The 20,955-nt window shown below is 62.5% G+C and carries 19 protein-coding genes; 11 read left to right on the forward strand and 8 right to left on the reverse strand.

Features of this window, described 5'->3' with window-relative positions; genetic code table 11:
- Positions 1 to 274 precede the first annotated feature (274 nt).
- From JFT44_RS26400 to JFT44_RS26415, 4 genes are all read right to left on the reverse strand, one after another.
- On the reverse strand, positions 275 to 1,096 hold the full coding sequence (locus JFT44_RS26400; protein ID WP_090412746.1) for a hypothetical protein: 822 nt from the start codon (positions 1,094 to 1,096) through the stop codon (positions 275 to 277).
- Positions 1,093 to 2,691, reverse strand: a complete 1,599-nt coding sequence (locus JFT44_RS26405; RefSeq protein WP_076965322.1) for a hypothetical protein — start codon at positions 2,689 to 2,691, stop codon at positions 1,093 to 1,095. The genes JFT44_RS26400 and JFT44_RS26405 overlap by 4 nt, the downstream gene beginning before the upstream one ends.
- Positions 2,692 to 2,762: 71 nt before the next feature.
- Positions 2,763 to 4,496, reverse strand: a complete 1,734-nt coding sequence (locus JFT44_RS26410) for a hypothetical protein (protein ID WP_057959146.1) — start codon at positions 4,494 to 4,496, stop codon at positions 2,763 to 2,765.
- On the reverse strand, positions 4,493 to 6,307 hold the full coding sequence (locus JFT44_RS26415; RefSeq protein WP_083743139.1) for a tyrosinase family protein: 1,815 nt from the start codon (positions 6,305 to 6,307) through the stop codon (positions 4,493 to 4,495). Before JFT44_RS26415 ends, JFT44_RS26410 begins: the two co-directional genes overlap by 4 nt.
- Before the next feature lie 160 nt (positions 6,308 to 6,467).
- Between JFT44_RS26415 and JFT44_RS26420 the strand changes: the two genes are divergently transcribed.
- The 11 genes from JFT44_RS26420 to JFT44_RS26470 all read left to right on the forward strand — a co-directional run bounded on the left by JFT44_RS26420 (position 6,468) and on the right by JFT44_RS26470 (position 18,058).
- Complete coding sequence (locus JFT44_RS26420; protein ID WP_057959148.1) at positions 6,468 to 6,947, forward strand: Lrp/AsnC family transcriptional regulator; 480 nt, start codon at positions 6,468 to 6,470, stop codon at positions 6,945 to 6,947.
- 1,069 nt (positions 6,948 to 8,016) lie between these two features.
- Entirely contained in the window at positions 8,017 to 8,619 is a 603-nt protein-coding gene (locus tag JFT44_RS26425; RefSeq protein ID WP_057438711.1) for a transposase, read from the forward strand.
- Positions 8,620 to 8,681: 62 nt separating this feature from the next.
- On the forward strand, positions 8,682 to 10,271 hold the full coding sequence (locus JFT44_RS26430; protein WP_076964765.1) for a ShlB/FhaC/HecB family hemolysin secretion/activation protein: 1,590 nt from the start codon (positions 8,682 to 8,684) through the stop codon (positions 10,269 to 10,271).
- A 25-nt stretch (positions 10,272 to 10,296) separates the two neighbouring features.
- Positions 10,297 to 12,096 (forward strand): DUF2341 domain-containing protein, encoded by a 1,800-nt coding sequence (locus JFT44_RS26435; protein WP_057438709.1) that lies wholly within the window; start codon positions 10,297 to 10,299, stop codon positions 12,094 to 12,096.
- A gap of 11 nt (positions 12,097 to 12,107) precedes the next feature.
- On the forward strand, positions 12,108 to 12,527 hold the full coding sequence (locus tag JFT44_RS26440; protein WP_057438708.1) for a biopolymer transporter ExbD: 420 nt from the start codon (positions 12,108 to 12,110) through the stop codon (positions 12,525 to 12,527).
- Positions 12,524 to 13,228: an energy transducer TonB gene (locus tag JFT44_RS26445; protein WP_076964766.1), complete on the forward strand. Its 705-nt coding sequence runs from the start codon at positions 12,524 to 12,526 to the stop codon at positions 13,226 to 13,228. Before JFT44_RS26440 ends, JFT44_RS26445 begins: the two co-directional genes overlap by 4 nt.
- Positions 13,229 to 13,268: 40 nt before the next feature.
- Entirely contained in the window at positions 13,269 to 14,960 is a 1,692-nt protein-coding gene (locus JFT44_RS26450; protein WP_076964767.1) for a putative porin, read from the forward strand.
- A 17-nt stretch (positions 14,961 to 14,977) separates the two neighbouring features.
- Positions 14,978 to 15,604 (forward strand): DNA repair protein, encoded by a 627-nt coding sequence (locus JFT44_RS26455; protein WP_076964768.1) that lies wholly within the window; start codon positions 14,978 to 14,980, stop codon positions 15,602 to 15,604.
- A 22-nt stretch (positions 15,605 to 15,626) separates the two neighbouring features.
- Positions 15,627 to 16,103 carry a YbjN domain-containing protein gene (locus JFT44_RS26460; RefSeq protein WP_057959892.1) on the forward strand — a complete coding sequence of 159 codons (477 nt, stop codon included), beginning with the start codon at positions 15,627 to 15,629 and terminating at the stop codon, positions 16,101 to 16,103.
- Positions 16,100 to 17,029 (forward strand): peptidylprolyl isomerase, encoded by a 930-nt coding sequence (locus JFT44_RS26465; protein ID WP_076964769.1) that lies wholly within the window; start codon positions 16,100 to 16,102, stop codon positions 17,027 to 17,029. Before JFT44_RS26460 ends, JFT44_RS26465 begins: the two co-directional genes overlap by 4 nt.
- Before the next feature lie 51 nt (positions 17,030 to 17,080).
- Complete coding sequence (locus tag JFT44_RS26470) at positions 17,081 to 18,058, forward strand: LysR family transcriptional regulator (RefSeq protein ID WP_076964770.1); 978 nt, start codon at positions 17,081 to 17,083, stop codon at positions 18,056 to 18,058.
- Positions 18,059 to 18,161: 103 nt separating this feature from the next.
- Here the strand turns inward: JFT44_RS26470 and JFT44_RS26475 are convergent, their stop codons facing one another.
- The 4 genes from JFT44_RS26475 to JFT44_RS26490 all read right to left on the reverse strand — a co-directional run bounded on the left by JFT44_RS26475 (position 18,162) and on the right by JFT44_RS26490 (position 20,840).
- A complete protein-coding gene (locus JFT44_RS26475; RefSeq protein WP_057438703.1) occupies positions 18,162 to 18,605 on the reverse strand; it encodes a hypothetical protein in 444 nt (147 codons plus the stop codon).
- A gap of 151 nt (positions 18,606 to 18,756) precedes the next feature.
- Positions 18,757 to 19,185, reverse strand: coding sequence for a hypothetical protein (locus JFT44_RS26480; RefSeq protein ID WP_076964771.1), 429 nt, complete (start codon positions 19,183 to 19,185; stop codon positions 18,757 to 18,759).
- Positions 19,186 to 19,252: 67 nt separating this feature from the next.
- Entirely contained in the window at positions 19,253 to 19,705 is a 453-nt protein-coding gene (locus JFT44_RS26485; protein WP_057959884.1) for a thiol-disulfide oxidoreductase DCC family protein, read from the reverse strand.
- Positions 19,706 to 19,934: 229 nt separating this feature from the next.
- The gene (locus JFT44_RS26490; protein ID WP_076964772.1) at positions 19,935 to 20,840 is read right to left on the reverse strand and encodes a LysR substrate-binding domain-containing protein; all 906 of its coding nucleotides are present in this window, start codon (positions 20,838 to 20,840) and stop codon (positions 19,935 to 19,937) included.
- Positions 20,841 to 20,955: the final 115 nt, after the last annotated feature.

The raw sequence follows: 20,955 nt of genomic DNA on the forward strand, positions 1-20,955 counted from the left end.
CGAGCCTAGGCGAGGCACCGAGTGGTGGGGCAAGAGCGCTTTGCTTACTTTGGCGCTCTTCCAAAGTGAGCCGCCGTAAGGGCGGAACCCTAAGTGGCCGTGACCGCAGCAACGGATATGTACACAACCCCAGAAAAGAGCTGTGTAGATACCTATGCCGCGATGCCGCTGACCCACCGCCATCGCGGGCAAGCCCGCTCCCACCGCGACCCGGGCGAAGCAGAAAAACCCCTGCCACATCACACATCAAATGTCGAAGCTGCCTTATACCCACTCAAGGCTGGCAAGGATCGGTCCTGTTCAACAAATTCCCCGTCGAATACCACACACGCTGCGCCGCCGGCCCCAGGTCCAGCGCCACTGGCGCATCCGCACGCCCCTCCAGCAAGGTCGGATAGACCCCAGGTTTGAGCGGCGACTGACACACAATCGGCAACGACTGCACCGTGGTGAAATTCAAATCCACCGTAGACACCAATTGCGCCGCCGAAAACGGCGCCGGTGGCCCAGGCAGGGTGATGATTTCCTGGAAGTCCGGATCCTGGGCGATGTAGTGCGTCAGGTGCGCCTCATTACCCCGGCCAAACAGGGTGTACACCATCTGTTTGGGCCGCTCGATCCCCAGGTTGAACGGCCGGTAGATCACCACCGCCTCGACCGTCACCGGCACGTTGTCAAACAGCACCGGCCCCGGGGTGCCGCCGCCATCATTGGAGTAGCCGTCATAGATCGTCGCCTTGAACGCGGTCACTTCGCCGGCCTTGAGTTGGGGCAGGGTGAAGGTGTCGTTATCGACGTTGATCAGGTTATACGGCTTGCTCGGGTTGGCCGCGCGCAGGGCCTGGTACTTGGCCATTACGTCAGCCGGCAGGCTGGCCTGCAGGACGATCTGGTACATGTGCTTTTCCGTGGTGAACATCGGCATGTGCACCAGGAACAGGGTCTGCGAGCCGACCATGAACATGCCGTGGTTGCCCGGTGCATCGGCATCGGCGCCGTTGTTCTGGGCGTGCAGTTCATGGGCCGAATGGGCAAAGGCCTGGGGGGCGAGGGCCATTGACAGGGCGAGCAGCAGGGTGGCGAGGGAGCGTTTCATGGTTGGCCGTCCTTGAGGGTTTCGAAGGCATGTACGCGTTTGATCAGGCTCGTTTGCTTGGCCGAATCGGCGTTGTTGAACAGGAACGAGAAGTCCGAGGCCAGGGTGGCGCTGCCGGCAATGGTCGCTTGCTGATGGCAGTCATTGCAGTTCATGCCCTGGACGTAGGTCTCCAGGGTGGTATTGGCCACGGGTACGTTGCTGTCGCTGATAAAAGCACCGTAGGACAGGGGAACCTTCGCCTTCGGGCCCGGCTCGGGGTCGGGCGGCGTCGGGGCGGTGATCCACAGTACATTGATCAGCTTGTAGTACTGGAACACCGACTGGCCGTTGGTCTGTTGGGCGAAGCTGGCCTGCACTGCGCCGTTGAGCGCCTGCATGTCCGACGACAGTGGGTGTTCGCGGGTGGTCTGCACCGGTTGGTCCCGTGGATAGGGTTCGGTGCATTCGCGATCCGGGTGGTGCTGTTTGCACTGGATGCGCGCCACGTTCGGCGTACACACATCGGGGCCGCCGGTGCAGTTGGGGTTGTTGAAGGTGTAGCCGTCCGGGGGCAGTTGTTGCGCGGGCACCTGGCCCGGTTCCGGTACGTTGTCCACGTGCTCGAAGGTGGTCCAGATAAAGTTCGGTGAGCTCTGGGTCTTGTTGATGATATGCAGGCCCACCAGGCCCACCACCTGTTGGGTGCATTGCAGGGTGGCGGGGTTCTTGAGCCAGGCCACAGTGGTCAGGTAGCGCCCGTAGAGTTGGGGCTGGCCGGTGAGGATGCGCCAGGCGGCCTTGAGTTCCAGGGCGCCCAGTTGCTCCTGGGGCAGCGGGGTGGTGGGCATCGAGCGCATCAGCTCACCGGCGGGCAGCGACAGGCCGGCCGGGTGTTTGCCATCGCTGTTTTGCGCGACGATCAGTTGATTGGCGGCATCGTACAGACCGTTGTCGACGATGTAGTCGAACTCGGCCTTGCCCACCTTGCGTTCGAAATACACTAGGTTGCCGGTCTGGTCCGTGAGCCAGCCACCGGCGGCTTCCATGATCGGGTCGGGAATCGACGCCAGGGTGCCGCTGGACAAGTGGAAGCGATGCTTGGCGTTGGTCGCGCTTTCCGAGGTGGCATTCATGAATTTACGCGCCCCTACCGACAGGGCCTGGAGGCTGTCCTGGCTGCTGCAATTGGGCGGCACCAGGGTTTGCACCCCCCAACCGCTGGGCTTGGGTGCGCCGGGCAGGAAAATCTCATTGGCGTCTTTGTAGCTGGCCCATACCGGCGCCACGCTCATGGGCTGTCCGGCGGTGGTGGGCACGCCGAATTGCGCGACGGTGATGGTTCTGTCCGGCTCGCCCGCCAGGCTGGCATTGGCCGGCCAGCCGGGGTCCACCGGCCAGTTCAGGGCGATGAACAATTGCCAGCCAAAGCAATTCATAAAGCTCTGGCCGGTGGTGTTGAAGTTGTTGACCGGCATAAACCCGCCGCTCTTGGGGTTGAACACCAGTTGCTGCTGGACGCAGTTATCGGCATCGGACGCGTGGGCCAAGGGCAGGATAAACAGTGACAGCAGGGTGCTGACCAGCAGCAGACGACTCAAGCGAAACCTGGACATCATCGCGCTCCTTGCAGAAATGAGGGGGGCTTGTTGTGGCGAGGGGCTTGCACCCTCGCCACAGGGGGGGCTTAGGTGGATGGCACCAGCGCCAGCCCGGATTCCCACGGGTGGTCCGCCGCGCTGACGTTATCCGCCTCGCCCGGGTTGAGCGCGCGTACCGTCACCAGCCCCGGCGCCGCGTTCGCCGCGACGCTGATGGTCATGATGTAACCCTGGGTGCCGCCCGCGTTGGTCTGGCCGGGAATGGCCGAGGCGTCGGGCATGAACTTCGTGACCTGTGCCGTCACCCCGGGATTGCTGAACTGGATCCTCGCCGTGGCGGCGGTGGTCTGCAGATCGGCGCCTTGCACCACCAGGACAAACTGCCCGCTGCTGCCAGGGGCCAGCCAGGCCGGCAGGTCGGTAGGCGACTGGCCGTAGAACAGGTCCAGCGGCAATAACTGCACCGGCCAGGGTTGCAGGCCATTGACCCGGTCTTGTACGCAAGGAGACGGCGCCGCCGTGGTGCTCGGCATGACGGTCACACTCAGGCCCACCAGCAGTTGCTGGGCAATCACCCACACATAGTCCACGGCCTGGCCGTTGATGGTGATGTCATTGATCGAGAACCCCGCGCTTTGCGGCACCTCGAACACCGCCTGGAGGATCTGGTCGGAGCCATTGATCGCCGATTTGGCGGTGCCGCGGGTAATGCGCCAGTACTGACTCACATCCTGCCCCTGCGGGCCTTTCCACGCGCTGAAGTTGGTCGGTTGCTGCAGGTACAGGGCGATGGGATTGGTCAGGGAGATACGGTTGCTGATGGCCGCCTCATTGGCCGCAAAACCGATATGCGGGTCGGAGTTGCGATAGTTCTGCCCATATTGCGCGCAGCAGATCAGCGACTGAGGGTTCTGGCTGCTTTTCAGGGGCCGCATGATCGTGGCCGCCGCCGCCAGGTACACCTCGGCGCTGAGGGTGTTGGGGCCGGACGTCAGGTGCATCGCGCCGCCGAACTGGCCGGGCGTACAGGCGGTGCCGGCGTTCCATTTGTTGACAGTGTCGTAGGCGGGCAGGCCCGTGGTCGGGTCAATCACCGGATCCCCGGCATTGCCGGTCGGGCAGTTGGTGGCGTAGCGCAGGTAGAGGTCTTCGAGTTGGACGTTCGGGTCTATGTAGTCGCGATACAGCCCCAGCACGGCATTCGGGTCGATGCGCCACATGGCCAGGAAGTACGCCGGGTTTTCGCTGGTGAAGGTGATTTTGCGCATGTCGCCATTGGCATCGCGGACAATCGACCACTCGCAATACTCGTCCAGCCAGCCCCGTGGGCCCGAGGGTGAGAAGTCCTTGTACTTGCCGTTCCAGTCGATACTCGGGCAACGGGTCACCGGCAGTTGCAGCAGGGTGCCTTTTTTGTCCGGGTCGTACAGGGTGTACAGGGTGTCGTTGATGGTGATCTGGCCATTGTCGGTCAGTTCCATGACCTGTTGCAGGGTCATGGCCTTGCCGCCCAGTTGCGGAATCACCGCCGTGCCGTTGCTATAAAAAAACGTCCACAGCCGGTTGGGAAAGGGTTGCCAGGTAATCGCCGGCGGGGTGGTGTCGCCATAGCCCTCGACCAGCGGGTTGTAATAGCCCGAGCGTGGCGCGTCGTACAGGCCCGACCATGGGTTGCCGATGATCGCCGCTTCGGTCCAGCCGGTGACGTCGTTGTTCCAGTCGGTTTCAAATTGCGGCAACTGGTCTTCCAGGCCCAGCTTGTTGTAGTCCTTTGGCGCTTGCCCGGCGGGGGAGGTGAATTGCTTGAAGGGCGTGCTCATGTCAGATCTCCATGGGGGGTAGAAACGGAGCAGCAACCGGCACTCGGGGGAGGGTCGGCAACGGTCTGGCGCGGGTCGTCCCACACCAGTTGGGCGATAAAGCCAGGCAGCGGCGCATACTCTTGCGGCGCCAATACCCGGCCACTATCGAGATGGGTGACCAGCAGGCTCAACTGCAGCTCGTCCGTGGGGCCAAGGTGCAATGCCGTGACACTGCGCGCGGCATTCAGCGCGCGGCACACGCCATGGGGGATGCAGCGCCCCTTGTCATCCACCAGGCCCATGCCGATCCGGCTGAAGCGCCCGACGTAGTGCGGGTTCTCAGCGCTGACCTGCTGGGGCGTGGCGTCGGCCTGGTTGAGGAAAACGTCGATCAGGTAGGTGTCGTGGGTGCAGCGCACATGGTCGAACACTACCCACGGGCCGCTGGCCTGGGCCTGCTCCTGGGCAGGCGCGGCACTGTGCGGGCAGCACGCTTTTGCGCTGGCGCGTCGTGCACCGAACGGCGGCGCCACCGGGGTGCCGTAGTCGTAGCCGATGTGCCGGCTGTCCTGGGCCATATCGCCCAGGGTGGTGTAGCGCCAGGCATCGGCACTGGTGAACGTGACCGTCTCGGCCTGGTTGCCGGCAAACGGCTGGAGCAGGCACTGGGTGGTGTACTGCGCCGCCGGGTTGGCGCGGATCCAGATCTCCAGCACGCGGTCGATATTGGCGTGGTAAGAGCAGAACAGTGGGTCAAACGCGGTGTAGGCGTTATCGGCCATATCGCCGCCGATCCAGCCGTGATAGTTGTCGTGGGGCTGCTCGTACAGGCCATCGAAATTCAGTGTGCGATTGGGGTACAACTCGTCTTTTTGCGGCGGATCGAACTCGGTGATATTGGCCCAGGGATACCCCGGCACGCCCTGGGGCTGGCTGAAGGTCTTGAACGTCAAGGCATCCACCACCTGCTGCTGGAAAATCCGGCTCATGCCATACAACTGGGTGCGTTTGACGCGTTGTGAGTCGCCCTTGGTGTAGAACAGCGGGTTGCGTTGCACAAAGCGGCAATCCACGCCCTCGACATTGCCCGAGGCACACACCTTCGAGCGCCCATCCTTGGCCGCCGCATAACGCAATGGGTTGGGCCGTACTTCGCCGCTGCGGGGATGCACATAGGTTTCATCGAGAAACGCCTGGGGCAAACCGGCCTGGGGGCTGCCATCGACACTGGCGTCTTCGGCCATCCAGTCCCAGTACGGGATCGGGTAGTCAATCAAGGCTTCCAGGTACAGCAGGTAAGCGCGATGCCACAGGGCAAAGGCCTCCTGATAATGCAGACACCAGTTGCTGTGGATATAGGCATAGCGCTGCCACGGCGAGCCACTGTCCGGGTTGCCGATCTGCATCACGTCATCGAGCCGCGCGCGGTACAGGTCCAGTTGTTCCTGACTCAGCGCGCGGATGTCCTGGCGCACGCGCCTGACCGGGTGCGGCAGGTCTGGCGGTGGGATGCGCTCGGCGATATCGAACGGCGAAAAACTGTTCAGGCGCCAGCCCTGGTTGACCCACAACCGGAAGGTTTCCAGGGCGTCGATCGGCCAGAACTGCCGGTCATCCAGGGTCAGCGGCATGTTGCGTGAGGCTAGGTGCTGGTAGATGGTTTCGGACCAGGTCTTGACCGAATCGGGGTCTTCCAGGAACACGTCGTAGGCATTCATGCAACGCACCCACGAGCCTGCGACCTGGCCGCGCTCGGCGGGCGGTATCCAGTAAGGCGCGGTGAAAAGCCCTTGGATATCAGCGGTCCATGTCGGTTTCGCAACTATCATAAGATCCCTCTCACGCCGCCCCATGCTGGATCTTTCGGGGCTGCTAAGCTGGAATTGATAGTAACGGGCCACTGTGCAGTGATTTGTGCAAATTGGCCGCCCGTTACGGCGGATTCATTGCAGTTTTCTCAAGGAAGAAGTGGAAATAATGACAGACGCCATGGATTTGAAAATTCTCGGCAAATTGCAGAAGGATTGTACCCAGAGCCTGGACCTGCTCAGCGACAGCGTGGGGCTGTCCTCGACCAGTTGTTACCGGCGCATCCGGCGCCTGGAGAGCGCGGGGATCATCAAGGCGAAAGTCGCGGTGCTGGATGAAAAAAAGCTGGGGATCCAGGTCACGGCGTTCTTTTTGATCAAGCTCGACAAGGACAGCAACGACATTGATCGCAAGATGCAACACATCCTGGCCACCCGCCCGGAGATTCAGGACTGCTACCTGATGACCGGGGAGTTCGATTTTGTGATGGTGGCCAAGTTTCGCGATGCCACGGAGTACACCGAATATATCTATCGGTTTCTCGACACTTACCGCGATATTCCGATTCGCACTTATTCGTCGACGCTGGTGGTGCGCACGGTGAAGAAGTCTTATGAACTGCCGCTGCAGGGTGTGCAGCATTTGCCTCCGGATCTGTAGACGCGCGGTTTGTGGCATAGGTATCTACATAAACTCTTTCGTGGTTCTTGGGGGGTGTGTACATATCCGTTGCTGCGGTTACGGCCACTTAGGGTTCCGCCCTTACGGCGGCTCACTTTGAAGAGCGCCAAAGTAAGCAAAACGCTCTTGCCCCACCACTCGGTGCCTCGCCTAGGCTCGGCATGCCCGCAGTCAGGCATTGCTCCGTGGGCCCGCCGCGATCGGCCATCCATGGCCGTGTCGCGGCTACCCCGGCATCCATGCCGGGGTGCCCACTGCGCAATACCTGCCTGCGGCCATCGTGGTTTAACGGGGCGCCTAAGATCAAAAGCCAGATCAAAAGCAGAGCAACAGCAAAGCCAGAGCGCGAAGCTGCATTCCCCTGTGGGAGCTGGCTTGTCGGGTCGCCGCATCGCTGCGATGGCGGTTCATCAGCCAATACATTTATCGACTGATACACCGTCATCGCAGCGATGCGGCGACCCGACAAGCCAGCTCCCACAGAGGTACGCGTACGCCTCGACGATCAGGTCGGCTGTCAGGCCGCCTCGCTTTGCTTGTGATTTTGATCTTAGGCGCCCCGTTAAACCACGCTGGCCGTCATCCGATATTGATTTGGGGGGTAACCCGGCAGGACGCCGGGTTAGCCGCGCTGGGCCATGGATGGCCCATCGCGGCGGCCCCCCAAATCAATGTCGGATGACGGGCATGCCGAGCCTAGGCGAGGTGCCGAGTGGTGGGGCAAGAGCCCTTTTGGTTACTTTTGGCTGGGCCGGCACTCCGGGCTCTTTTCCAAAAGTGACCCGCTGTAAGAGCGGAACCAATAGCCGCCATGACCGCAGCAACGGATATGTACACAACCCCAAAGAACCACCAAAGAGCTGTGTAGCGACCTACGCCCATCGCGAACAAGCCCTCTCCCTCATTGGGTTGCTGACGACGCCCGACAATCAGCCCTGCGGAATGAAGCTTTTATGACAAAAGTTCGGTAGTCCCCCCGTCCCTCCGTCTTGCCTATGTAACGCGCTCAAGCACGCGAAACAGGCCAGGAGTGGGGCGGATGGGAACTATGGAACGCTACTCGAAAGTAGGCATGCAGGAACTCGATCAGCGCCTGTCGAAGATCGTCGAAGCCGCCCGCAAGAAGCCGGTGTCGGTCTATCGCTATGGCGCGCCCTGGGTCTGGATCGTGTCCCAGGAGGACTGGCAAGGCGCTTTGAAAGAGGTGTCCAGCTATATACCTGCCGGTCACTCCCTGGTGTTGCTGCGCCCGCAGATCGACGAGGTGCTGGAGCAGCACCACGACTTGCTGCAGGCCCTGAATGCCGAGCCTGGCATGCTTATCGCCCCGCGCACGGTGCTGCAGATTCTGCTGCTGCAACTGCTCTATTCGGTGCCCAGCGAACAGCAACTGCACGAGCAACTCAACTACAACCTGCTGTTCCGCTGGTTCGTCGGCCTCGACCTGACCCAGCGGGTGTGGGGCATCCACGTTCTGCAGCGCGATATCGCCACGCTCCTGGGCAACCCACGGGCGGTGCAGTTGATCCAGAAAATCATCGGTGAAGTGTTCTGTGGCGCCTTGCTGCACATGCCGGAGTTCTCCTTGAACTTCGCGCTGCTGCATACCTGGCTGGCACGGCATGCCAATACCTCGACATCCAGCAATTGAGTCGGCCGAACGTGGTGCCAACAACCGTGAAGGCCAGCCATTCGAGTAATCCAGGGGGCGGTGTGACGCATCTGTTCAAATCAACGCTGGCGCTGTGCTGGCTGACACTGGCGCTGCCGGTGTCAGCCGATGAGCCAGGTGGCGCGTCCGAGGCCGCGGTGCGGCGGGTAGACGTCAATGAGTACTTTGTGCGCGGCAATACGGTGCTCGACGCTCGGGCGATCGAAGAGGCGGTGTACCCGTTCCTGGGCCCGCAAAAGACCTTGAGCGATATCGAAGGCGCCCGCGATGCCTTGCAGAAGATCTACCAGGCGCGCGGTTATCAGTCGGTGTTTGTCGAATTGCCCGAGCAGAAGGTCGATGACGGCATCGTCTACCTGCAAGTCAGCGAGACCAAGGTCGGCCGAGTGCGGGTGGTGGGGGCCAAGCACTATTCGCCGGTAGAGATCCGCGAAGAAGTTTCGGCGCTGAAGGAGGGGGCGGTGCCGGATTTTGCCACGGTGCAGACCCAGCTCGCCGGCCTCAATCGCGGGGCAGGGCGCCAGGTCACGCCGCTGGTGCGCGAGGGCCAGCGCCCCGGCACCATGGATGTGGACCTGCAAGTGGAGGACCAGAACCCCTGGCACGCCAGCCTCGGCCTGAACAACGACTACAGTGCCGACACCGAGAAGCTGCGCAGTGTCGCGACCCTGGGCTACGACAACCTCTGGCAACTGGGCCACAGCGTGTCCTTGACCTTCTTTACTGCGCCCCAGGACAGCGAAAACGCCAAGGTCTGGTCCGGCGCCTACAGCGCGCCGCTCAACGAGCGCTGGACCGTGCAGTTCTCCGGTTATCAGTCCGACAGCAATATCGCCACCATCGGCGGCAGCAACGTGCTGGGCAAGGGGCACTCCTACGGCGTCTCGGCGATCTACAACCTGCCGGCCAGTGGTGTCTGGGCCAACTCGTTATCGGTAGGGGTGGACTTAAAGGACTTCGAGGAGCAGATGCAGTTCGGCGCCAGCCGCGACCAGATCCCGCTCAAGTACGCGCCACTGACCTTCGGCTACAACGGCTACCGCTACACCGAGCAGGCGCAGCTGGGCCTGGGCCTGAACCTGGTGGTCGGAACCCGTGCGTTTTTTGGTTACGGCAGCGACGCCGAAGAATTCCAGTACAAACGCGACCAGGCCAGCCCCAGCTTTGCCGTGCTCAAGGGCGACCTGAATTACACCTACACCTTCACCGGCGACTGGCAGTCGGCGACCAAGACCGCGTTCCAACTGGCGTCTGGCCCGCTGGTCTCCAACGAGCAGTATTCGGCCGGTGGCGCCACGTCGATCCGTGGCTACCTGGCCGCTGAACGCACCGGGGATGAGGGCTACTTGCTCTCCCAGGAATTGCGTACGCCATCCCTGGCCAAGTTCCTCGGCAGCTATGTGCAGGAGTGGCGCTTCTACGCGTTTGCCGAAGGCGCGCGCCTGCGCCTGCATGACCCGCTGCCCGAGCAGGAAGACGAATACAGCCTGGCCAGCGTCGGCCTCGGCACCCGTGCCAGTTTGAGCAAGTGGTTGTCCGGCAGCCTGGATTGGGGCTACCCGCTGCTCGATGGACCGAACACCCAGAAACAGGACTCGCGACTGCACTTCAGTGTGCAGGCGACTTTCTGACCCTTTTTTCCGGAGAACCCTTCACATGCAACGCCTATTTCTGAGCCTGTTGATCTGCCTGGGCTTCGTGCTCCCGGCCACCGCCCAAGCCTGGTGGCAGGACGACTGGCACTACCGTAAACAGATCTCGCTGGACACCACCCCCCAAGGCGCCGCGATCAATCAGGCGCTGGGCCGTACTGCCTTGCTGGTGCGCTTGCACACCGGCAACTTCACCTTCGACGGGGTCAAGGAAGACGGCGCCGACCTGCGCTTTGTCAGCGCCGACGACAAGACCGTGTTCAATCACCAGATCGAGAGCTTCGACCCGCTGATGGGCATGGCGTTGATCTGGGTCGATGTGCCCAAGATCGAAGGCGGCCAGCGTCAGGACCTGTGGATGTACTACGGCAACGACAAGGCCCCGGCGACCGGCAACGGCCAACTGACGTTCGATCCGAGCTACACCGCGCTCTACCATTTCGAGGGCGCCAACGGCACGCCGGCCCGTGACACCACGGCCTATGGCAACACCGCGCTGAACGCCACCGGTGCGAGCATCGACGGCGTGATCGGGCGGGCCTTGCAGTTCAGCGGCCAGCCGTTGCTGTTGCCGGCCAGTCCGTCGTTGCAACACACCGCCAGCGGCGCCTTTACTTTCAGTGCCTGGCTGCGCCTGGACCAGGCCGCCGGTGAGCAAGTGGTGCTGGCCCGCCGTGAAGGCAGCAGCAGCCTGGTGCTGGGCCTGAACCAGGGCATGCCGTTTGTCGAGATCGACGGCCAGCGTGCGGTATCGACCCAGCCGCTGAACCCCGGCCAATGGCAACACCTGGCCTTTACGGCCGCTGGCAACGCCGTGACCCTGTATGTCAACGGCCGCGAAACCGCGACCCTGGCGCTGGCGATGCCGGCGTTCAATTCCCAGCTGGCCATTGGCGCCGACCTGCCGGAGTCCACCGGCGGCCTGCTGCCCTTTGCCGGGGCGATGGATGAGCTGCGCCTGTCCAAAGTCGCACGCCCGGCGGGGGCGTTGTTGGCCGATGCCAGCGCCCAGGGTTCTGAGTCGAAACTGCTGGCCTATGGCGTGGATGAAGAACAGTCGGGCTTTGGTTTCGGCAGCCTGGGCTTTTTGCTCAAGGCCGTGCCTATCGACGCCTGGGTGATCATCCTGGTGCTGGTGGCGATGATGGTCCAGTCGTGGGTCATCATGCTCCGCAAGAACCGCATGGTCAGCCGCGTCAGCAGTGCCAACGAGATCTTCCGCGAGCAGTTCGCGCAGATCGGCACCCGCCTGGAGATGTACTACGACGACCAGATCCTGGCCGAGCGCCTCAGCCACTCGTCGTTATGGCGCCTGTACCGCGTCGCCGTCCAGGAAATCCGCACCCGCCGCGCCCAGGGCGCCGACACCAGCTCGGTCTCGGCAGCCACCATCGAAGCCATCCGTTGCTCCATGGACGGCGTGCGCACCCGGGAAAACCAGCAGCTCAGCGCCAAGCTCTCGACCCTGTCCAACGCCATTGCCGGCGGCCCGTATATCGGCCTGCTCGGTACGGTGCTGGGGATCATGGTGGTGTTCCTCGGCACGGCCATGGCCGGCGACGTGAACATCAATGCGATCGCCCCGGGCATGGCTGCTGCGTTGCTGGCCACCGCCATGGGCCTGTTTGTCGCGATCCCCGCACTGTTTGGCTACAACCGCCTGATCACCCGCAACAAGGAGGTCAGTGCCGACATGCGGGTGTTCGTCGATGAGTTCATCACCCGCCTGGCCGAGATGCACGGCGAGAGCCAGTCCAGCGAAGCCGCGCATCGGCGCGCCCAGCCAGCCCACGTACCGGCCTGAGGAGAATCAGCATGGCTTCTGTGAATGCCTCCCACGACGATGACGAAGACGCCGCCGTCGACAGCATCAACATCACGCCCCTGGTGGACGTGCTGATGGTGGTGCTGGTGATGTTTATCCTCACCGCCACGGCCCAGGTCTCGGGGATCCAGATCCACTTGCCCAAGGCCAGCGCCTCGGTGTCGTTGTCCGAGGCCAAGACCAAGGCGATTTCGGTGAATGACGGCGGCCAGGTATTCCTCGACGCCTACCCGGTAACCCTGGGGGAACTGGAAGAACGCCTGCGTATCGAGAAGGCCCTGAACCCGGAGTTTCCGGTGATTGTGCGCGGCGATGCCACGGTGCAGTACCAGAAGGTCATCGAGGTGCTTGATTTGCTGCGCCGCTTGGAGCTGTCCCAGGTCGGCCTGGTCACTGGCAAACCATCATGACCGCACAGATGCCGATCCCACCCACGCCCGTGAAGAAGTCGCCGCTGCGCCCGCTGAAGTGGGGCGCCGGCCTGCTGGTGGGCGCCGTGGCCGCGTGGTTCCTGTGGCAGTGGGCCAATGACATGAGCGGCGTGCGCCGCGAAGCGCCCAAGGTGCCGATGATTATCCCGTTGCCGCCACCACCGCCGCCGCCCCCGGAACCGCCCAAGGAGCCCGAGCCCCAGGTCGAGGAAAAGATCCCCGAGCCTGAGCCCACGCCTGCGCCGGAGGAGGTCAAGCCGGAGCAAGAGGCACCCCCGAGTCCCGCCGACGACCTGGCCAACCCGATGCAGATCGACGGTGATGCCCAGGCCGGTAACGACGGTTTCAACGTGGGGGCCGGCAAGGGCGGCGGCATGGCCGGCTCCGGTGGGGGCGGCCTGGGCACGGGCACGTTCAAGCAGTACCTGGCCGGGGTGTTCCAGCGCCTGCTGCGCGAAGACCCGGAGTTGCGCAAGAAGGCCTATGCGGTGCAGGCCGACCTGTGGCTGAGCGGCGATGGCGAGGTCACGCGTGTAGAGCTGGCCCAGTCCAGCGGCGATGCCGACACCGACGCCCAGGTACTGGCGGCACTGCGGGCCACGCCCCGTTTGAAAGAACGCACACCGGCCTCCCTGACGTTGCCGGTGCGCCTGTCCCTCAAGGGCCGACGCCCGGAGTGAGCCAACCTTTTTTGCAGTTTTCTACAGGAGTTGTGTGCAGATGATTTCCCACGTGAATCGAGTGACCCTGGCGGTCGGCATGGTCATCGCGACCCTGGTTGGCCAGGCAACGGCCGCCCCGGCCGGGCCTTCGGAAAACGCCACGATCAACCTGATCCGCCTGCTGGTGCAGCAAGGTGTGCTCAAGCAGGAACAGGCCGAAGGGCTGATCGCCCAGGCCGAGAAAGAGGCGGTGCAGGCGCGCCAAACCGCAGTGGCCGCCACCGGGCCTGCGGCGGCCCCTGGGGATGTGCGGGTGCAGTACGTGCCGGCCGCCGTGCGTGATCAGATCCGCGACCAGGTCAAGGCCGAAGTCATGGCCACTGCCAAGCAGGAAAACTGGGCCCAGCCCAACACCTTCCCGGATTGGGTCTCGCGTATCAGCTTCGATGGCGACATCCGTCTGCGTGACGAGTCGCGGTTTTTCTCTGGCAACAACAGCAACGAAATCGTCGATTACGCCAAGCTCAACGAGAACGGCCCCTACGACGTCAACAAAGACACCAACACCCGCCTGCCGCCATTGCTCAACACCCGTGAAGACCGCGAGAACCTGTTCCGCCTGCGCGCACGCCTGGGGATGAAGGCGATCATTTCGCCGGAGTGGACCGCAGGCATCCGCATCGGCACCGGCTCCGACAACAACCCGGTGTCCACCACCCAGACCCTGGGCGGCGGCTTTGGCAAGAAAGATATCTGGCTCGACCAGGGCTACCTGACCTGGAAGGCCACCCAGGACCTGACCCTGACGGGCGGGCGGATCGCCAACCCGTTCTATTCCACCGACATGATGTACTCCAGCGACCTCAACTTCGACGGCGTGGCGGCGATCTTCAACCACAGCCTCAACAACGAATGGGGCCTGTTCGGCACGCTGGGCGCGTTCCCGGTGGAGTACACTTCCGACACCGCCAGCAGCAACGGTTTCGACAAGGAAGACAGCGACACCAAATGGCTGTTCGGCGGGCAGATCGGCGCCAACTGGAAGATCAACCGCAGCAACAGCCTCAAGGGCGCATTGGCCTACTACCGCTTCGACGACATCGAAGGCCAGCGCTCCAGCCCTTGCTCGCCATGGGCCGGCGCGCCGGGCTGCGACACCGACGGCTCGCGCGTGGCCTTTATGCAAAAGGGCAACAGCGTGTTCCTGCTGCGTAATATCAACGCCAACCCGGCAACCCCGGGCCTGACCCCGCAACCGCAATACGTGGGCCTGGCCTCCAAGTTCGATGTGCTGGACCTGAACCTGGTGTGGGACAGCGAACTGCCCCAAGACTTCAAGCTGCGCAGCCAGGCCAACTTCATTCACAACCTGGCCTACGACAAGGGCGAAATGCTCAAGCGCAGCGAAGGCGAGATCGTCAACAACATCAACAGCAAGGGCCAGTTTGAAAGTGGCGGCAATGCGCTGATGGTTCAGTTCACCCTCGGCAGCGCCCTGGAGATGAAAAAGGCCGGCGACTGGAACCTGTTGGCTGGCTACAAGTACATCCAGCCGGATGCCTTGCCGGACGGCTTCAACGACTCGTCCTTCCACCTCGGCGGCACCAACGCCAAGGGCTACTTCATTGGCGGCAACTACGGCATCGACAAGAACATCTACGCCAGCGCCCGTTGGCTGAGCGCCTCAGAGGTGTATGGCGCGCCGTTTGAAGTCGATGTGATGCAACTGGAACTGAATACGCGCTTCTGACGCGCCGGGAGATACCCATGAACATGCGAATTTGCGGACTGGTCCTGGCCCTGGTCGCCACCGGCGCCTCGGCCGAAGGCATGGAGGAGCGCCTGCGCACCCAGTTGCGCAGCACCACCGCGCAGCTGCAGGCACTGCAAAGCGAACAGGCCCAGGCCGCCGCTGCACGGATTGCCGCCGAAAACCAGGCCAAGCAGGCCCAGGTGCAGATCAAGCAGTTGAGCCTGGAGCTGGACAAGGCCCGAGGCGTGGCCGAGCAACTGGCCGGCCAGCAGCAGAGCCTGCACAGCCAGGCCCAGGCGCAAGTGGCGGCGAGTGCCGAGCAGACCGGCAAGTTCAAAAAGGCTTATGACGAGCTGCTGGTGCTGGCCCGTGGCAAAGAAACCGAGCGCGCGCGCCTGCAGGCGCAACTGGCTGAACGTGACACACAAGTGCAGCAATGTTCAGCCAAGAATCAACAGATGTATGGCGTGGCCCAAGCGTTGCTCGCGGCCTACGAAAAAATCGACGTGGCCGAGGTCATGAGCATTCGCCAACCGTTCGCCAGCGGCGCGCGGGTCAAGTTTGAAGAACTGGCCCAGGGGTTTGGCGATGGCCTGTACAACAGCCGTTTCGATGCGCCCCAGGCGGCGCTTAATCACTGATCAACCAAGGAAGAAGTTAACCATGAGCGAATTGATGAGCAGCGTGACCCCCCAGCGCCTGACCGAGTTGCTGCAAGAGGCCGGCTACCGGGTCAACCAGAGCGAGCAGAACGGCATCGTGCAACTGCTCAGCGCCAGCCAGGGCATCGGTTTTGCCGTGCGCTTCGGCAACCCGGCGGCGGAGCAGGGCGCCTATGTGGATTTCACCTACAGTTGCGCGCTGCGGGTCCAGGGCGAGTTGCCCGCAGGCCTGGCCCCGGTCTGGAACACCTCGCGGCGCTTTGCCCGGCTGTCGGTGCAGGGGGAGTTCCTGCTGATGGAGATGGACGTGATGGTGGCTGGCGTCGGTGCCCTGTACCTGCGCAGCCAATTGGAGTTGTGGGATCGGCTGTTGCAGGAATTTATCGTCTACCTGCGTGAATACAGCCAGACCGCCGCGCACCTGCAAGCCCAGGGTGTACCTGAGGTTGAAACCCGCGAAGAGGCGCCGGCGCTGTGAAAAAACCAACCCTGGTGGTAGCTGCGCTGGCCCTGTTGGGGGTGGCGGTGGGCTTGGGCCTGCGCTCGGGCAGCGACCCGGTCGCGGCCCAGCAACCGGCCCCGGTGATCGGCGCAGAGGGCCCGGCGGTGGCACGCCTGGGCAATCAACAGGTGGCCGTGCCGGAACTGCAGGCATTGCTGGCCACCTTGCCGGCCGAATCGCGCGAGCAGTTGCGCGCCAATCGGGGTGCTCTGGAAACCTGGATCCGCTCGCGCCTGGCGCAAAAGGCCGTGCTCGAACAGGCCGATGCCCAAGGTTGGCGGCAACGCCCGGACGTCGAGCAACAGACCCGCGCCGCCACCGAGCAGATCGTGTTTCGCGACTACCTGCTGTCGGTCAGCCAGGTGCCGGCCGACTACCCCAGCGCCACCGAGTTGCAGCAGGCCTATGACAGCGGTAAGGCCCAGTGGATGACACCGCCGCTGTACCGGGTCAGCCAGATCTTCCTCGCCGTGGACGACCCGCAAAATGCCGAGGCCGTGCGGCGCCAGGCCCAGGAACTGAGCCGCCGGGCCCAGGCGGCCCCGGCGGAGTTTGCCGGGCTGGCCAGCCAGTACTCCCAGGACGCCGGCAGCGCCGGGCGCGGCGGTGATTCGGGCCTGCAACCCTTGCAGCAACTGGTACCAGAGGTGCGCAACGTGGTCGCGCGGCTCAAGCCGGGTGCGGTATCGGATGCGGTGCACAGCGCGGCGGGGTTCCATGTGCTCAAGTTGACCGAGCACCAACCGGCGCGCACCGCCAGCCTCGAAGAACTGCGCCCACGCCTGACCGAGGCCCTGCGCGCCCAGCGCCAGGAGCAGATCGCCAAGGCCTATCTGGAGGGCATGCTCAACACCGCGACCTTGAGCATCGACGGGGCGCAACTGAACAAAGTACTGGAATAAACAGGCTGTACGCATGGATGCACAGACCCAATAAGACAGGGAGTTCCCCCCATGGACTATCTAGAACCTGCAGCACCCCACGGCATGACGCCTTACCGCGCGCCCGGCGAACCCCGGGAAGCCTGGCTGGCCCTGGCTGCGGGCATCGACCCGGAGGTGGCGCGCTACTTCCTGATCAGCGCCCGCTGCGGCTGTTTCATGCAGGCGGCCCGCAGCCTGAACATCAAGGCCACATTGCTGCGCAAACGCCTGGCGTTACTGGAAGCACAGATGCGCCGTTCACTGTTCAGCTACCAGGGCAATGTCCTGGCGCTGAGCCGTGACGGCCTGCAGCTCCAGGCGCGGCTGGTGACCCTGGCCAATGAACGGCGGGTGCCGGTGCAGGAACAACCGTTGATTCGGCTGGCAGTGGCCGAGACCATCCTGCATGACATCCTCGGGCGCGACCTGATCTCCCTGCTGCGCCGCAATGCCAGTGTGCGCCTGGAGATTGTCTGTATCGACAGTCCGCAGGCCGTGCAGACAGTGGAAGCCGACGTGGTGCTGTGGCTGGCGGGCGTCGACTCGCCGCAGCCGGGACCGGGCTTTGCGACCCACCCACCGCAGGCACTGGCCTGCCTGGATTACCTGCCGCATATCGCCAAACGCTACTCACGCCTGGCCGCACGCCCGGACAGTGTGGATGACTTGGCGGACTACATGCTGGTGCAATGGCAGCCTGACGGCTTGGTCAAGGCATTGGCGCCGTGGAACCGAGTGGTGCAACAGCGCTTGGCGGGGGTGGTGCAGGTGCAGGCGTATCCGCTGATGCTGGAGATGATCCGCTGCAGCGCGTGCATTGGCTTGCTGCCGCGTTACATGAGTTGTTTCGACCGGGGCTTGATGGCGTTGCCGGGCTTGTTTGCCCAGGACATGCAGCGCCAGGTGTGGATGGCGGTCAATGCCGCGGCGGCGCATCCACAGGAGGTGCAGATGATTGTGGCAATGGTGGTCAACACCTTTGAGGAGCGGCGCGAGTGGTTTGGCTGACGCCGCTCAATGGCGCGAACAAAAAAAGGGCCAGCGCTAACAAGCGCGGCCCTTTTTACAAATGGGATATTCCAGCGATAGACAGACTTGGGCGCTCATAGTGTTATTGAGTCTTGTATTGCACCGTACCTTGTTGCGAGGCGCCTTCGAACTTCGCGACGCCGATAATTTTTTTACGCTGTTGCGTGTCCGCAGAATTGACCGCAAAAAACTTGAAAGAAATTTCTAATGAAGGTTCGGCTTCCAATGAAACAGAGATAACCTCCATCTTGTCCTCATCGTTGTTGTCAGCGTACCAGCTATTCTGATTCTGCCCTGGGTTGTACCAGGCACCTACAAGGGTATCCCTGTTCATTTCGTATGTGCCCGGCTTGATGTGGTCCGGGAAAGTAAAGAAAATCCCCTCTTTCAAGATACCTTCAATCGGACCGCCGGCAATAATGGATGAACTATAAAGGTTAAGTGAAACAGACTCGGCGGTGTAGGCGCGGCCATCAATGTCCGCCGTTAAATGGCCGGTTGTATTGTGCGGTTGGGGGGTTGGCATTAGTGAATCCTCAGAGTTGATTTAAACCGTTCGTAGAGGCTTTACGGTTAATTAATAACTTGAGGAGTACTAGGAATCTACTGTCACTATTAACAGTAAATCGTTTCAGTGATCTGGTGTCGTTCCGGGCGCGTGTATCCCGGGTCGGTCCCTAGGCGACTACAGGCTGAATGTGCAACCCACCCTCGACATCCTTGACCAACCCGCTGGCCAGCAACAACGGCAGCAGACGCTTGTGCAACTGCGGTTCGACAAACTCCTTTACCGTGTCCAACGCCAGCTCGCCGTGACCCGGCAGTTCCGCCTTGGTGTACGACAGCCAGGCCTTCTTCAGCATCTGCAACACATCGCTGCCAGCGGTCAGCGCAAAGCGGCGGTGGGTTACCTGGCCCTGGAAGTCGAAGCTGTGCTGATACTCGTAACCTTTCTCGTCACCCGCGCTGGCCACGCAGCGCGTGCAGGTGCAAGGGCCATCACCAAAAGCCGACTGCAGGTAGCTATTGAAGTCCACCACGGGTTTGAGCGACAGGCGCTTGTCCACTTCGAACAGGTCGCCGGTCATTTTTGCGTCGTTACTCAAGGTGCATTTCCTCGCAGGTCTACAGCTGGTTTTTCAAAGCGCGGCATCATACCAGCACGATCCGTACTCATCGCGGGGTTTTCAAGAAGCGTTGCGCATGATCAGGATCGGGCAGCAGGCAGCTGTCGTACCGGCCAAAAAGCCGATAGCGGTTACGAGCGATGCGGTCATAGGCCCAGTCACGAAGTACCCGTGGCAGTACCCGCAGCAACTGTAGCGGCCGCCAGGCCATGGGCAGCAGGGCGATGATCTGCAGGACTGCGTTGGAGCGGACCCAGTAGTGCTGGTCGCGAATCACCGCCAGGGTGTCGAATTGATCCAGGGGCAAGCCGGCCCAGGCGAGCAGTGCCTGGCCTTCGGGCGACTGGACGGCCGCCAGGCGAATACGCCGGTGGCGGTCATGGCGGATCAGGAACCTGACCCAGCCATTGCACAGTTTGCAGACCCCGTCGAACAGCACCACCGTCTCGCCCTGGCTGAGCAAGGGGGCGGGAGTGGGGCGGGTAAAGGCGCCGGGCATAAGGGTGGGTCCAATGAGGCTCTGGAGCCTCGGATCATACCGGCGAGCCCGCACTGATGATACACGGGCCGGAAAACGCGATGCTGTTCAGTTGGTAAGCACAAATAAAGTGTGGCGAGCGGGCTTGCCCGCGTTGGACTGCGCAGCAGTCCCATTTTTAGGGCCGCTACGCGACCCAGCGCGAGCAAGCCCGCTCGCCACAGGGATGCCGTTCGTGCATGACGTGCCCCTACACGGGGCTGTGGCCCAAGCGGGCCTTGATCCAGTCATACAGGTTATTGCCCTCGCTCGACAGCTCGCTGGTGGCTCGGCGGCACAGGTAATACTGGCGACCGTCATCCACCTGCAGGTCAAACAATTGCACCAGCTCACCCGTAGCCACCAGTGGCGCCACCAACGGCGCGCGCAGCAGCGAGCAGCCCAGGCCGGTGCGGGTGGCGACCAGGGTCAACTGGCCGTCCTCCAGCAGCAGGCCGTTGTGTGTGTTGTTGTGACTGATCGCGGCGGCATCGAACCATTGGCCCCAGGTACCGCGCTCTTCGTCGTGCAGCAGGGGCAGTTCGCTGAGGGCCTGGGGGCTGTCGATAGGGCCGTGGCGCTGGAGGAATTCGCGGCTGCAGAACGGCGTGACCGCGCCGCTGATCAGGGGCTCGCTGTGATAACCCGGCCAGTGCCCGGTGCCGAAGCGGATCGACAGGTCGGCGGCATCGCTGGGGTAGCTGCGGTGGTTGGCGTAGGTGATGTTGATATCCAGTGCCGGGTTGGCGCTCAAAAACTGCGCCAGGCTCGGGATGAACAGGTTGGTCGCGAACATCGGGATCAGGCTGATGGTGACCTGGCGTGTCGCGCTTTTCTCGCGCACGTGTTCGGTGGCGCTGCGCAGTACCGCGAATGCCGAGCGAATCGCCCGGTAGTACTCGCGGCCTTCTTCGGTCAGGCCCAGGTTGCGGCCTTGGCGCATCGTCAGCGGCTGTTGCAGGAAGCTCTCGAGCAAGTGCAACTGATGGCTGACAGCCGAGGGCGACACCCCCAACTCGCGGGCGGCGGCATTGACACCACCGTGGCGGGCAAAGGCCTCGAAAGTACGCACGGCCCGTAGAGGCGGATCGTTGGCTAACTGTTCTAAATTATTCATGTATTGAATTAAATACTAAGTAAAAAGATAAATAAAGCGCAAAAAGATCCCGTGTATAGGGGGTTTTGTAGTTGGTATAACCATATTCCCTTCAGATATTTGATAAAAACAGAAT

Source organism: Pseudomonas sp. MF5691 (assembly GCF_016405645.1).
In the GTDB taxonomy this organism is placed as follows: domain Bacteria; phylum Pseudomonadota; class Gammaproteobacteria; order Pseudomonadales; family Pseudomonadaceae; genus Aquipseudomonas; species Aquipseudomonas shahriarae.